Source organism: Sporosarcina sp. NPDC096371, from assembly GCF_044762865.1.
Lineage (GTDB): Bacteria > Bacillota > Bacilli > Bacillales_A > Planococcaceae > Sporosarcina.
In genome coordinates this window covers 614,746-629,721 of the sequence record NZ_JBIWFE010000001.1, presented here as the reverse complement: position 1 = coordinate 629,721, position 14,976 = coordinate 614,746, and the positions used below count along the sequence as shown (strand labels likewise).

The window sequence follows — 14,976 nt, the reverse complement described above, 5'->3', positions numbered from 1 at the left end:
TCCCCAATTGCAGAAGCCTTTTCACATTGTTATTTTTCAGCAGCGTCCAGTTTGTCCAACATGCGATAGAGCACAACCGCAGTTTCTACTCTTGTCGTATGCTTTTTAGGATCGAATGTTCCGTTTGATCTACCATGGAATAAGCCCAGTACGACTGCATTGTTTACTAGTTGTTTCGCATAATCGCTAATTTTTTGTGTCATCCTTAAATTTGTCTTGTTGAGGCAAATTCAAAGTTGAGAAATGTATCAGGTTCTAAGCAATTCGAAATTCAATAATAACCTGATACCCCCAAATATCATTATTCAGCTATTTCATAGCCATTGGTATTTTCAATTATATTATTTTTTTTGCAATACGCTCTTTCTTGCCGTGTAGGAAATAGTAAAGGACGGAACCTCACAATACCTGCACTAACAGTCAGCTCTACATTTCCGCCACTTACGGCATGTTAAGGACTTTCACCCGTTAGAAAAAAGCGCTGCCAAGCGCACAAGAGTCCAGCATTTAAAAACGCTGGACTCTCACATTAAACCAAGTTATTAAGCAAATTATTTCTCATCTTGATATTTCGCTATCAATTTTTTAGCCTGTTGTGTTAAAAGTTGGTGTGCCTTTTCTGAAATCTCTTCATTGTCCAACAGACCGTTCAACAGTACATTAAAACTATTCAAGTGCTTTATTACTTTATCCCACTTTTCTTGATTATCAAAATGTTCTATTGCGGTAACATGCAATTTCAAAGCCTGAACAGTCTTTCCATCAGCAATATCACCTTTTTCATTCAGTCCCTCTATCATTGGAATTAAATTCTTTAGCTTTACATTATCATCATGATACCCATGAATTTCAAATTCATATATTCTTGCGGCTTGGTCCCCACCTTGTGTAGGCTTGTCGAGCATTAATCTTACATAACGTGCATTAGTTAAGTTTATGCTGCGATCCGTAACCGCATCTGTATTATCAGTCACTTTGACAGCTTCTGACCAGTTTTCCCCGTCATCGCTTATTTCAATTCTAAATGCTCTTGTATTAAACGGTTGTGGCTCTCCACCAGCTTGTGCATGGTGAACTACAAATTTTGAAATTGCATATTTACCGCCAAGATCAACCTTTAACCAATGGGGGGCGTCTCCTAACGCACACCATTTACTATTTACGTTACCATCAACAGCATATTTTGCAGCTTCACCTGGGGCACATTGCCCGCTAGCGGTGGCAACCTTATTCAAAGCAACATTTTCAATATCTTTAACTGCTTCAGAAATGGTAATCATCGCATCTTTTGTAAGAACAGTTTCACCCTCACTGTTTTTTGCAATCAAGGTAACAGAGTAGACGCCTTCTTTTTCATACGTCACAATTGGATTGTTCTCATAGCTGATAGATGGAGTCCCACCTTCAAAACGCCACTCTACTTCCTCCGTTACCTCCGATGAATCATTGAAAAATTGAATTTCCCCACCAGGTGCAGCCACCGTTTGATCAGCACGGAAGTTAGCTACCGGTTTTGGATAGGCCGGCCAGTCAAAAGTAACCATGCCTGGCTTGCTTCGTTCAAACCCTGTATTTACTGCAACAATTTCCAAATTGGTACTGCTTTCTTTACCTTCTCGTTTTAAATCTGAAATATAGTAAACATGGTTTGGTGTAGCGCCAACAAACTCTTTTTTATCGTTTGATAATTTTCGGTAAATTTCATAGTGGCTTACCTCGGAATCAGATGGCTCCCAGGAAAGTGCTATGCCAGCGTTGATGCCTTCGGTAAATGTAACATCGCTTACCGCATTTTCCGGAGAATCAACGAAATTATCTTGCTCTTGTTTGTTGTAAACCATAATTTCTCCAATATTTGTCGTAAAATCCTTCACATCTTGTTCACTATCTACCAGTAGCGAGATGGCTGCAATTTTTTTATCACTGTACTCCTTCAGTTTAACCGAATCGGTTACCCACTGATGTTGGCCTTCGCTTTTCACATCGAAAAAGACAAATTGATCAGGGTTGTCTGTAAAGCTGACCCCAAGCTTCAGATTTGGATTTTCCAAATCTGTTTTGTATGTCAATGAGACTTCAGTATCCTCCTGAATTGGTAGATTGGTTTTATAAAGCTTAATATGCGTTGGATCATTTGCATCAATTCCACCAGAAAGCTTTAAAGAATTACCTCCGTAAAAAGCGTTTTCCCAATCAAAATCAACGTTTACAGCTTGTCCGCCCTCTATTAGCCAGCGCCAAGTTGGTAGAATATCCTGTAGGCTACGGTTATTCCAAGACTGTTCACTTACCACATTCCCATCAACAGAGAAAAACTCTCCGCTTCCGGTATTAAAGTGAGTGACGAAAGGCAGTTTCCCAATAGCCGTTTTGGCGGTGAAATAATGTGCCATTCCCTTCCAAGTACCATTTTCGTTTGTTTTTGCAGGGTTTCCGGACTTCCCAATCCAAAATTCATTTTCTTTTTGGTAAAACTGTTCCATGTTTTCAGAGGTTTTAAAGGCCCAATCCGGGCGGTAAATCCCTAAAGAAGCTAGTGGTTCTTCACCCTTAGGAAAGATCCCTTGCCAAGGAATATTTGTATTTATACCATTCGCCTCTACATCAATCCCAGCATATAAATCATATGGACTTCTGCCAAGTTCCTTAGCTTTGTTATAGGAAGATTGCTGATTGTTCCACCAAAAGTTTAAAAACATGCTATCAGAAACGCGTGTCCCATTGTCTTGTAAAAAACCTTTGTTTCTATCTGTCAAATGGTTTTGCCAACTGATATACCCATCATCCGTCATCGAATCGTACCACATGATCTCCATACCTTCCGGCTTATGTTGCTGAAGATAAACAAGGAAATCCTTCATCTTTTGGGCAGTTTGTTTATTTCCGCCTGCCGTTTCTTGGTTGATAAACCAACCATCAAACCCGTAATAGTCAGCTACTTCGAGGAGCTTGTCAGCCGCTGGAAAGGAACCGTCCTCTCGCTGGGTCAACATTTGATCTACCCACTCAAACTTACCTCCATAGGCAGCAGGAGGAAAGAAAATGTTTCCTACAATTGGGACGCCATTTTTATGAGAAGCATCAATCACATCTGCACTTGGCGGTACAATGATACCCTCACCTGCAGAACCTGCCCAATACACCATCAAATCAACGTATTGCCAATAGCTGAACGTGTTCGCATAAAAATCCTTCCCCCCCTGAGAAGGCACCCCACTTGTAGTTGGGTTAAGTGCGGACAATGCTACCAATTTACTCTTTGATTGTGCATTGTCATTTACTTTGTATAATACTTCCCGTTCGGCTAACGGGATTTGGCTACGGTTAAACACAGCGTTTGGATCGTTGTTTGGAGACCAGTTCAATAATTGCTCCGGGTACCAATAGGAAGATTCTGGTTGCTCCGCTGAACCGATACCTGGCCACAACAGCATAAAACACAAACCAAAAAAAACAGCCTTTAACCAGTGGTGCTTTTTCTCAACATTCATTTCCCCACTTCTCCTATTCTATTCTTTTATTTCAGGGCTTAATGCGTACTCCCTAATACTCTTTACGTCCGCATTTTTTTGTTACCCTATTAAAAAAAGGTTATAAATTTTGTTTTTGTGATTTTTAGTTTCGCGAATATATCCCCCTTAGTTATTTACTGATTCTTCTTGTATTCTTGAAACCTGAACAGGAAGAACCACTTTTCTCTGAAAATTATTCGGAGTATTTTGTGTCAATTGTGCATGTAAAAGTTCAACTGCTTTCTCTCCCAACAGACCTGCATCCTGCCTAGCTGTATAAATGGGATAAACGCCAAGCTCATGTTCCTCGTCAAAAGATGCAATTTCAAATTCATCCGGCATTCGCTTTCCAAGGTACTTTGAAGCTTGAAAAGCAATTTTTCCTGCGAAGGCATTCATTGCGAATATACCTGATATATCTGGATGTTCCTGCAAAAATCGGATCGCCCGTTCTAAGGGATTTTCATGCAGCAACTCCGTAAACCACAGCGACCGATCAATCGGAATATCTTCTTCATCATGAGCTTTCTCAAATCCCTTAATCCGGTCACATACCGTAATTGTTTCAAAATTAGGAGCGGTAAATAAAGCGACTCTTTTTCCTTTTTCTAATAAACATTTCGTTAATTGATAGGCCCCTTGCAAATTATCCGAATAGACAGCCGGCGTATCAATCCCACTCAAATAGCGATCAACTAAGACAATCGGAAAATGGTCTAGTGTTAGTCGAAGAATTTCTTCATTATAAGTCTCATCATCAACTGGAAAAATGATAAGACCTTTCGCTCCATCCTTGATCATGGTTTGTATTGCCTGCTTTTCTACGTCTATATAATGGTGAGATTGTTGCACCATTAGCGCATAACCGAGTTGGGTGGAAACGCTTTCAATTCTAGATAAAATTCGCGCTGTAAAATAATCCTCTATTTCTGGAACGATAAAACCTATGAAGGGTCTTCCTCCAGATAAAATGGATGCGCCAACTTCTTTAGAAAAATTAGCCTCATTTTGATCTGTGACAAATGTCCCCTTACCTGGTATTCGATAGACTTTACCTTCCTCTACCAGCTGAAGGATTGCATTCTTCGAGGTGATACGACTAACATCAAATTGTCTTGCTAATTCAACCTCTGAAGGTAATTGATCATGCGCCTTATAAGCACCCTTTTTAATCTCGCCCTCCAAAAACTGCTTCAACTGCAAATATAACGGTAGATTACTATCTTCCACATATCCCCCTCCTTAAAAATCCGCATATATCAGGATATATTTTATAATACTGGTTATATATCCAACATATCACTAATAAATAATTCAGTCAATAGAATCATTCGAATAGTACGACTTCACGAAAAAGGACTTTTCAAAGGAACCACTGGATTAAATGGGCGGGAGCAGAAATAGTTTTCGACCAACAGGTGAATCGGTTTTGGAAATTCTGGATACAGTGGATATCGTAAACTTTAATTTTCAGTACGAGTACGTTTTTTCGGACATGATTATACGTGTGTTAACGGTCTTCTTTCGTTCTATATACTCGATTATTAGGGGGGCATCTTCTTTCGTTTTTTATTAATCACGCGCTTTTTATCTATCGCGACTTTGAAAAGAGTACTAGTATTGTCTATTTTCAAAACCACTTTTTAGATGATTAACCTCGGAAGAAGTAACCGCCCTTTTTATGTGTAGGAATTGCCATAGTGTATGCCCAAAATCACAGAAAAAAGGCTTCCCAATTGCAGAAGCCTTTTCACATTGTTATTTTTCAGCAGCGTCCAGTTTGTCCAACATGCGATAGAGCACAACCGCAGTTTCTGCTCTTGTCGTATGCTTTTTAGGGTCGAATGTTCCGTTTGATCGACCATGGAGTAAGCCCAGTATGACTGCGTTGTTTACTGGTTGTTTCGCATAATCGCTAATTTTCGCGTCATCCTTGAATTTGTCTTGTTGAGGCAAATTCGACGTTAGTTTTGGATTTGCATAGTCAACAGCACGCATCATCATGGCTGCCATTTGCTCACGTGTAATGTCTGCATCCGGATCGAAAGACCCGTTTGCCTTTCCGCTTACGATACCTGTGCGATAAGCGGCTTCAATTTGTTGAGCTGCCCATTTTTTCGAAGCTGGGACATCCTTGAATGTTCCTTTATAGTCTTCCACAGGCACTTGCAGGGCTCTTACGAGAAGAACTGTGAATTCAGCGCGCGTCAATTTTTGTTCCGGTGCAAATAATTCAGTTGTTTTTCCTCCTGTGATAAAGCGTGCAGCTATGGAGTCAATCTCATTTTTAGCCCAGTGTTTAGTCGTATCCTTGAATGCAATATTGGCAGACATGACTGTAAATAGGGATGGATTTTTGGTCGAAACGATCCAATAACCATTTTCTTCTTTCCCACCTGCGTAAGTCCATGCATTCACCGTGTCATCGTAAAGAATTGCCGTCGTCATATGGTGATTAACCGTTTGCGTTAACTTCAGTTTTAGTTCGATTGGATAGTCGAGTGCTTGTATTTCTTTATCGTCTGCCCGTAATGAAATATCCACAATCTCACTATATCGGTTGCCAGCTGGAAGAGCGGATCCTTTTTCAGCCATCACATTTGAAACAATAGAGATGTTGTCTTGATGCTGTTGCTGCAATTGCTTCGCTGCATTCACTGGCAATACGATTTCATGACCATCCTTCGCTAAGAATCGAAGTGGTTTGTCCGCTACGATTGCCTGAGATAGTACTTGTTTTGGGATTACCCATTTCGTACTGTTGGAAGTCGGTGTTTGGTTAACCGTCCAAGATTCCTCGGATTTCGTTAGGAGACCATCCGTTACGTTAATGACTTGCTCCCCTGTAACTGGCGGAAGCGGAGCAGGCGGAATGACTTGCTCACCATCATTTCCAGTATTCCCTTCATTTCCTTCATTTCCTTCATTTCCTTCATTTCCTTCATTTCCACCGTTCTCAATTCCTTGGTTACCTGTAGTGAACACAGAAACATCAGAGCGCATTTCTCCCTCAAACGCGTCCTCCACTTGAACATACCATCCATATTTAGTGGAGCGCTCGAGATTTTTCCAGTTCACTTCCGCAACGGAACCATCCGTGATGTTTTCCACTTCCCCAATCTGATCATTTGAAAATACTTCAACTTTGAACATATCTGTCGCAACGACTTTTTCTTTCGGCGTCAAATCTGTTTCAATCGTGAATTCATCTTTTCCAGGATAGTCTACTGGATTGTAGTAGTTATACTGATCCAAATAGGGTGAGTAGGTTTGCATTTGGATGGTGTTTTCAACCGGCTTTACTTTCATAACGCGCAGGAAGCCTTGCCCGCCTTCTGGTCCCCCTTGGTAATCGGCTAACATTTGGTATACTTTCCGATCAGCTTTTCCGTCCATGTCATCGTCGATTTCGTCAACCAGTGTTTCAGCATCATGGTAATGACCCGACAGGACCGCTATCACATTTTTATTCGTCGTGACGACTTCTTGGAATATTTTTTCACCGATTGGACTTCTGTTACCCGATACCAACAAGTATTCATGGAAAGAAAGAATGGCTTTCTTTTCAGGATATTTGGCCAGGATTTCATTCATCCATGCGATATCCTCATCGTTCACTCCCCAACCCATATACATCATAATGAAATCATTACCGTTTGAACTGATGAGATCATAATGGCCACGATTGTTTTTATATGATTCACCATAATAATCTTTTTCGCTGAACCGTTGTTCCCCAAAATATTTACTATATTCATCATAGTCCCCTGTTTTGTGGCCGACATCATGATTTCCTGCCAATACGCCGTAAGGAATGGCTGCATTGTCAAGCGTCCCCATGAATGTGTCAGCACGTTCCCATTGAATCGATTGATCGGCTTTATCGACTAAATCGCCTGTATGGAAAACGTATTTCAAGTTCAGGTTTTCTTTCTCTTCAGCCATCCAAGTTGTCATTCTATCGAAGATATGTGGATAACTTTCGGAATAATATTGTGTATCCGACATCCAGATGAAGGAGTAGTCAAATTCCGTCGTGGATGCAATTTCATCCTGTACCATCACTTGCACTTTTCCGTCCTTGACAAACTCTTTTCCGCTGACAGTACCATGTAAAGTGAAGTTCTGATCGTCTTTTGCCACTTTCCATTCCTGTAGTTCCCATAACGCATTGACATGATTCCATACGTACATGGATACTTTACGGCCGATCAAAGATTTCCCTTCCCAGTTCAGTACAATTTGGTCATCTTCATTGACTTCTTCCCCGACTGCGACTTCAAATCTGTGATACGGGAATTTATCCAGCGAAGAAGTTTCAATATATTCGCCGTCCACTTTAGCCATTTTGGCTTTTTCTGTGACGATCGATTCACCTGCAGGAATCAGCTCTTTTGGCGGTTCCCGATCTGCGCTATTTTCAAATACCGTGATTTCTTCAGCATCTGCTTCAAACTTATAGCCTTTATAGAAAGAAACATTCAAGTCGTCTTTGGTTGGATCCGTCACTTTCACTAGTAGTTTCGCTTCATCCGGATGTACATTTTTCGCACCATCTACTGGAGAAATGATTTCTGGAATGTATGGTTTTTCTTCCAATACCGTAAAGTGAACGTCTTGTTGGACTTCATTCATGACAACATCTTTTGCCGTGAAGGATACCGTGTGTTCACCTGGTGTCAATTTGGCGGAAGACGTCTCAAAAGGCAATGTGATTTCTTTCCCATCCAGCAACGCGGTCAGGCTTTCGACTGAAGAGAATGTATCCTCGACCTCAGCTTGAATCGTAAAGGCTCCTTTGTACGCTTTTCCTTCTTCAATCGAAGGGGTGATGATGGGTGCACTGTTATCGACAATGACTTCCGCTTTTGTATCCAGCGCTTCAATCATATGTGTCCCTTCATTTACTGCCGCCGTATCCCATGCGAACGCTTTAGCGGTAAATTTCTCATCCGGCACACGGAAGTTGAAATCGATCACTGGTTTGGCACTCGCGCTGTCTCCAACTGAAAGCTCTTTTTCGATATGATTGTAGAGTGGATCGTAAAGAGTGGTGCCATCCGCCAATACCAACCGCATATTTTTGACATAGAAATCATCACGGTTCTCTTCAGAATCCGGATCGAAAGGCGATACTTTTGTACCTGCACGAATCGATATTTTTGTGTCGACCCCTTGCGTGAAATGTTCCGGGTCTACAGGTATCGTCAAGGTCGTATAGCTGTTGATGGTATCATCGAAAATGTGGAGCGTTTCATCTCCGATTGTGACGCCGTTTTTAAAGTAAAGATTGACATTTTTCACATCAAAGGCGAAATAGGCCTGTGTTGGGAGTGATGGTTTTGTTTCAGCCGTAACGTCCTGTTTATCGACCATTAGTCGAGCATCCTTGTCATAAGCCTTCAGCAAGACCGTTTTACTTAAATAGGATCCATCTTCCACGTTCAATCCTGTCAGACCTGAGTCGTCAGACATAATATCTATTTTCTTCACATCCGAAGTGACTTCATGAACGCCATCAGACACTTGAACATAATAACTCAAGTCATCCCTGCCAATTAAATCCGGTAAAGGAATTCGATGTGTATAAACAGTAGAATCGTAGGTTTTTGTTAAATCGACCATACGGTATTCATCGAGTTCATTTGTTTTGTAGAATAGACGTACCGTTTTAACGCCAGCCTCATCCGTTACATCGAATGAAAGATCCAGATTTTCGTGTCCTGACGTCGAGATGGCTTCCGTTAAATCGATCACTGACGGTGCTGTTTGATCCTTTGGAACTGTAACTTTTGCCTTTGGTATTTGAATCGGTGACAAGCTTCCTGGTGTTGCCTGTTCCACGCCACCACTGTATTTGATCATGACATTCGATTTGCCATCTGACGGGAACGTATATAAAATTCCTTTGTTGGCAACCGTGTCATCTACATTTGGCTGGTCGTAATAGTAAGCAGCTGAACTATCGAGACCTGTATTCGTTGCGATGGCTAGCCCACGATGACTCGAGTTGGCCATTCCACCTGATTGAATTTCCGTAATGTCTACATTTTTGGTCAAATCCACGTTATAGAATTTGTTAAAATCAGCCACTGTCTTTGATTGATTATCCGCATTTTTGATCCAATAAACGATGGTTTTTCCACTAGGTAGGATGATATCCTCTTGGTCCGCTTTCCATATCAAGTCCGCTTCCGGTCCTTCTGCTGGGTAACGGTAGCGAATCTTGTAATCTTTCAAGTTAATGGCTTCTGTAGAGTTGTTATATACTTCTATAAATTCATAGCCATCCAGTGATCCTACATTCGTCGAGTCAGGGACAAGTTCTGTCACGAGAAGGGCAGGAACATTTTGTGGATCATAGTCCATTCCTTCAATCTCCACTTCATATTCATCAGTAACGGCTGTTTGTTGTCCATCAAATGCTTCAATGCGGTAAATCACTTTTTCTGTCAGTAATTCCGCTCGGTCAATTTGGGCCTCAAACGTATTTTCTTCTGCAGAAGCAATCATATCTTTTTGAAGCCAGCTGCCGTTTTCCGTTAGTTTGTAGAACAACTTCACTGTTTCGAGTTTTGTTTCATCTGTTACCACGGACTTAATGTTGAAATTTTCACCGACCTTCACTTTTTCGATTGCTTGATGTACAATGACAGGCGCTTCCTTGTCTTCGACAATAGGTCCATCAGGGGCTTGTCCTTCGATCAACCTCCCCGGTGTTGGCGCTTCAGAAGCTGTCAGGATTTCCATCGCTTTCCCGTCTTCACCAACCTTGTATTGAATGCCCTGATTTGCAACGACATCATCTTTACCGTATTTTGCTGATGTAAAAATATTATTGGACGTATCTGCAACCGATAACGTTCGCTCAGCACTGTTTGTCATTCCATCCGACTCTATGTATGTAAATTGGTGATCCGTTAGCTGCGTATTAAACTCCGTATTGAAATCTGTCAGTGTCAGATTCGTATTTTCTTTATTTTTGATCCACACGACTAGGGTCTCTCCTGGAGCGATGGCTTTGTCTTCTTTAAAAGTCCAATCTACCATTTTCCCATCAGGATATCCGTAAACCAACTTGTAATTCTTTAAATTAATCATTTGACCGCTATTGTTATACAGTTCGATAAACTCAAAAGCATCCGTTGACGAACCAGCGACATTAGTACTATTAGGCAACAATTCCGTAATCAGGATTGGAGAAAATGTTGCAGCCTCCACATGTGTCGGGCCACTTGGCAATAACCCGGTAGGCGAATCGATTAACGTGGAAAACGTTAAACTACTCATCAACGCAAAAGGTACCATAAATTTCTTCTTCATAATTCGCAATTCCCCCCAAGTTAAATTATTCCTTTACTAGTATAAGGGAATACTATTTGAGTATTATGAAGTGCATGTTAACGTTATGTAAATTGAAAGATTTTACTAGATTGCGTTCAGATACATAAAAAAACACCCGTTCACCAATTTAAATGATCGGTGAACGGATGCTACATATTTTATTGATTGATTTTGTGTAATGAAAATAAAGTTGTCGTATGTTGTTCCTAGAAACACAATAAGTGAAAGATACCAGGCTCTAAAATAATTCAATATGAACCTGCCACCGCGAAATGTCGTTATTCAGCTATTACAAAGCCACTGATATTTTCAATTATATAATTCTGTTGCAGCATGCTCTTTCTTCCCATGTAGGAAATAGTAAAGGACAGTAGTTGCGAGGATCAGAATGCCCATAATGACATACATCATACTATATCCGGTTACCGGAATTAGGAATCCAAGGAGATAAGGACCGAAACCAAGACCAGCATCTAGAAAAATAAAGAATGTTGATGTTGCAAGTCCCAAGCGATGAGTTGGTGTCAATTTAACAGCGATTGCTTGAGTACTCGATTGCATATTCCCGAAGCCAAGACCGATAAAAGCACCTGCCACTAACAAGATGATGCCGCTATGTGCTGCACTGAGAAGCAGTATGCCGGCAGCAAAGAGAAGAAAAGCAGGATACATGATGAAGTTCGCACCTTTCAGGTCCATTAAGCGACCGGTGAATGGGCGTGAGACAAGTACCGCAATTGCGTAGACAAAGAAGAAAAAGCTTGAGATTTCAACCAAATCGATTTCAATCGCATAGAAATTAATAAAAGAAAGGACGCTGGAGTAACAGAAAGCAATCGCAAGTGTAACAAAGGCGATCGGCAATGCTTTCGGCTCAATGAAGTTGGAAAGTTTAAATCCTTTTCTTTCAGAAGCTTTAGTCGGTATTTCCATTGCAGGAACACGGAGGAAGAAGGCAATCAGTAAACAGATGACACCCAATGCAAGACAGAAAGCAAAAATCATTTGATAACTCGTATGCTGGCTCATAAATAGCCCGATGAATGGTCCGATTGCCGTAGCCAGTGTTGCACTCATACTATAGTAACCTATGCCTTCCCCCCTTCTTGTAGCTGGAATCGTCTGTGCAACAATCGTTCCTGTCGCCGTGCTCGCTACCCCCATTGCAACCCCATGGATTAACCGGTTAATCAATAGGAAAGTAAGACCCAGATTCACAAAATATAAAATGGCGGTCAATGTAAAAAAGAGTAAACCAATGAACAACGTTCTCTTGCGGCCAATCGAATCTATATATCGACCGATAAACAAACGTCCGATTAATGTCCCGATAATAAAGATTCCCGTTACAAGTCCCGCTTGGCTCGTAGAAGCATTGAATTTATCTACCGCATAAACAGCGATCGTCACCATTAATAAATAAAATATTAATGTAATCAAGAAATTGATCGAGGATACAACGATAAAATCCTTCGTCCATAATTTAGGCTTGTTCATTATTTCTACCTTCTTTAGTTAGAATGTTTTCCCGTATTTTAGGAAGCACTTGTAAAATAACAGATTGCTCTTCCATAGAAATCCCTTCCACAATACTCTTCTCTAAGTCCGTTATCCTTTTACGACACACTTGATACATCTCTTCCCCAGCTTCTGTTAGCTGAATGATCTTTTCACGTCTATCTGTACCAGGTATTTGCTTCACAATTTGAAGCTCTTCCAAACGGTGAACCCTTCTCGTAATGGTAGGTTTTTCAACTTCATAGTAAGTGGAAATATCGACAAGTGTCGAAGGTCCATTTTTTTTCACATAATAAATAACCTGCCACAACGAATAAGAAAGCTCGAATGGGCTTAATAGCTCATTCATCGAAGTAATCAATGGGCGATACAGACTTAAAAAATGCCGAAAAAAACCTTCCATTTCATTCATCCCCTCGAAATATAGTTATCATGGGTAACTGTTACTATAGATAACTATAACCTTTTCTCAGAAAATGTCAACTAGGATTTAAATATAGAATCACATGCATAAAAGATAAGCCGTCGATATTATCACGACGGCTTACACTTGAAATTACATTTAGTTCATTTTTTAGCAGATCGGTACCGATGAAATCAAAATAATAGCCGCAAGAAAGTTCTGTCTATAATTGAAGTCTCACTTTTGATTTACGGATTCATATAAGTTAAAGACAGCATTAAATATACTTTTTCATCTGAACGGTTTCTGTATGTATGAAGTTCATCACCTTTAAATTTCAGGACATCCCACTTGTTTAATTGATGGTTTTTACCTCCTACCTCCATCTCCAACTGACCATTTAAGACATGGACGATTTCTTCAGAACCCGCTAAATGATACTCACTGTACGCACTATTCGGTTCAATACATGCCCGATGCCATTCAACACTCCCGAATGTTTTACATAATGGCGTGATAAACCAATCATTATTCTGCCCTGCAAAATGATGATTGGATTCAAATCGATATATTTCGCTTTCTTCTTGGAAATCTACTAAGGAGGCGAGGGGTATATTTAACCCTCTGGCTATTTTCCAAAGAATATTAAGTGTCGGGTTTGCTTCCCCTCTTTCAATTTTTCCTAATGTTAATTTACTAACATCGCTAAAACTCGCTAATTCTTCGATGCTAATCCTTTTATTTTTTCGTATTTCTCTTAGGTTCATCCCTACTTGACTCGATAAGTCAATGTTTTCCTCACTCATATTCCCACACCTTTCCTATTGACCACACCACGATAGGTATATTATGATATACAAACAAGTTAATTATAGTTATATATAACACCAAAAAGTTAACTATAGTATATCAGTTAATCTTCATGATATACAAAAAGGAGTGTTCCTAACAATGAAAAAACCGAAAAATCTATATCTGATTTGGAGTGTTTTTGCTTTATTTATTATATCCATGAACTTACGGGCTTCGATTACGTCAATCTCACCCGTTTTAAAAAATATTCAAGCGGATTTGCATATGTCTAGCGTCTCGATTAGTTTACTTACTGCCCTTCCTGTTTTTTGTATGGGTATCTTCGCCCCTGTCGCTGGAAAGCTGAGTGAACGATGGGGACTTGAGATGACGATTGCATTATCAGTTTTAGTCATTGGTGCGTCCACAGCCTTGCGCCTCGTTGCAACCTTCCCTTTGCTGCTATTAATGACAGCTGTATTTGCCGGAATAGGGATTGCAATTACAGGACCACTTATCTCCGGATACATTAAAAAACATTTTCCTAAAGCGACATCTTCTATGATTGGGGTTTATTCGGCAGGTATGGGGGTTGGTGCGTCTTTAAGTGCTGGATTGGTCGTCCCTGTCATGCATACTTTCCATAATTCTTGGAACGTAGCCTTAGCAATATGGGCGTTATTGGCAGTCATCGGGATTATCGTATGGATTCCGATTCTTAAACGATCTACCAAAAAGAAAAACGAAGCAGGAAAAACTATCAATCAAAAGACGCATTTGCCTTGGAAAAATCGATATGCTTGGCTATTGATGATCATTTTCGCCCTTCAATCTGGCGTATACTATTCTCTTGCAACATGGTTAGCTCCCAAAGTACAAGAAATTGGTTTTAGTGCAGGGTATGCGGCAACAGTCGTCACTATTTTTTCCCTCATGCAGATGATTTGTAGTTTAATCATCCCCATTTTAATCAATAAAAGTGTGAATCGAAAGCCTTGGCTTATTCTCTCCGCTTCTTGTTCTGCCATCGGGATTATCTTATTACTCACTGGAAGCATTTCTCCGATGATTGGGGCTGTTTTAATGGGAATCGGCGCTGGAGGATTATTTCCATTAGCCATGATTCTCCCTTTAGACGAAACCACTACCGCAATCGATGCCAGTCAATGGACTGCGATGGTTCAATTTGGTGGTTATCTCATTAGTGGTGTAATACCTATGCTTGTAGGCGTCGTAAAAGATGTTACAAACACCTATAACTATGCGTTTATGGCATTGCTGTTTATTTTATTGATTATTATATTCTTATCGTTAATAGTTAGGAAAAAGCCGGAATTCAATCTTCCTGCAAATGAGCTAGGCACCTCTACCGGATCCGTCGAATAGAAATCATTCTCCGTACACATG

8 protein-coding genes are annotated in these 14,976 nt (G+C 40.5%); 1 reads left to right on the top strand and 7 read right to left on the bottom strand.

Annotation, left to right across the window (positions count from 1 at the left end; genetic code table 11):
• Window positions 1-29: 29 nt before the first annotated feature.
• The 7 genes from ACIQ0H_RS02860 to ACIQ0H_RS02830 form a co-directional block, all read right to left on the bottom strand.
• Window positions 30-203 (bottom strand): S-layer homology domain-containing protein, encoded by a 174-nt coding sequence (locus ACIQ0H_RS02860; RefSeq protein ID WP_403410622.1) that lies wholly within the window; start codon window positions 201-203, stop codon window positions 30-32.
• A gap of 348 nt (window positions 204-551) precedes the next feature.
• A complete protein-coding gene (locus ACIQ0H_RS02855; protein WP_403410619.1) occupies window positions 552-3,491 on the bottom strand; it encodes an endo-beta-N-acetylglucosaminidase in 2,940 nt (979 codons plus the stop codon).
• A gap of 147 nt (window positions 3,492-3,638) precedes the next feature.
• Complete coding sequence (locus ACIQ0H_RS02850; RefSeq protein WP_403410616.1) at window positions 3,639-4,742, bottom strand: GntR family transcriptional regulator; 1,104 nt, start codon at window positions 4,740-4,742, stop codon at window positions 3,639-3,641.
• 528 nt (window positions 4,743-5,270) lie between these two features.
• Window positions 5,271-10,835 carry an S-layer homology domain-containing protein gene (locus ACIQ0H_RS02845; protein WP_403410613.1) on the bottom strand — a complete coding sequence of 1,855 codons (5,565 nt, stop codon included), beginning with the start codon at window positions 10,833-10,835 and terminating at the stop codon, window positions 5,271-5,273.
• Between the two features lie 330 nt (window positions 10,836-11,165).
• Window positions 11,166-12,353, bottom strand: a complete 1,188-nt coding sequence (locus ACIQ0H_RS02840) for an MFS transporter (RefSeq protein WP_403410610.1) — start codon at window positions 12,351-12,353, stop codon at window positions 11,166-11,168.
• Window positions 12,340-12,777 carry a MarR family winged helix-turn-helix transcriptional regulator gene (locus ACIQ0H_RS02835; protein WP_403410607.1) on the bottom strand — a complete coding sequence of 146 codons (438 nt, stop codon included), beginning with the start codon at window positions 12,775-12,777 and terminating at the stop codon, window positions 12,340-12,342. Before ACIQ0H_RS02835 ends, ACIQ0H_RS02840 begins: the two co-directional genes overlap by 14 nt.
• Before the next feature lie 248 nt (window positions 12,778-13,025).
• Complete coding sequence (locus ACIQ0H_RS02830; protein WP_403410604.1) at window positions 13,026-13,583, bottom strand: helix-turn-helix domain-containing protein; 558 nt, start codon at window positions 13,581-13,583, stop codon at window positions 13,026-13,028.
• Between the two features lie 145 nt (window positions 13,584-13,728).
• Here ACIQ0H_RS02830 and ACIQ0H_RS02825 point away from each other — a divergent pair, with 145 nt between their 5' ends.
• Window positions 13,729-14,955, top strand: coding sequence for an MFS transporter (locus tag ACIQ0H_RS02825; protein WP_403410601.1), 1,227 nt, complete (start codon window positions 13,729-13,731; stop codon window positions 14,953-14,955).
• The last annotated feature ends 21 nt before the right edge of the window (window positions 14,956-14,976 follow it).

Coding starts and splice junctions, on each gene's coding strand:
- ACIQ0H_RS02825 (WP_403410601.1), top strand. CDS start 13,729: ATGAAAAAACCGAAAAATCTATATCTGATTTGGAGTGTTTTTGCTTTA.
- ACIQ0H_RS02855 (WP_403410619.1), bottom strand. CDS start 3,491: ATGAATGTTGAGAAAAAGCACCACTGGTTAAAGGCTGTTTTTTTTGGT.
- ACIQ0H_RS02835 (WP_403410607.1), bottom strand. CDS start 12,777: ATGGAAGGTTTTTTTCGGCATTTTTTAAGTCTGTATCGCCCATTGATT.
- ACIQ0H_RS02845 (WP_403410613.1), bottom strand. CDS start 10,835: ATGAAGAAGAAATTTATGGTACCTTTTGCGTTGATGAGTAGTTTAACG.
- ACIQ0H_RS02830 (WP_403410604.1), bottom strand. CDS start 13,583: ATGAGTGAGGAAAACATTGACTTATCGAGTCAAGTAGGGATGAACCTA.
- ACIQ0H_RS02840 (WP_403410610.1), bottom strand. CDS start 12,353: ATGAACAAGCCTAAATTATGGACGAAGGATTTTATCGTTGTATCCTCG.
- ACIQ0H_RS02860 (WP_403410622.1), bottom strand. CDS start 203: ATGACACAAAAAATTAGCGATTATGCGAAACAACTAGTAAACAATGCA.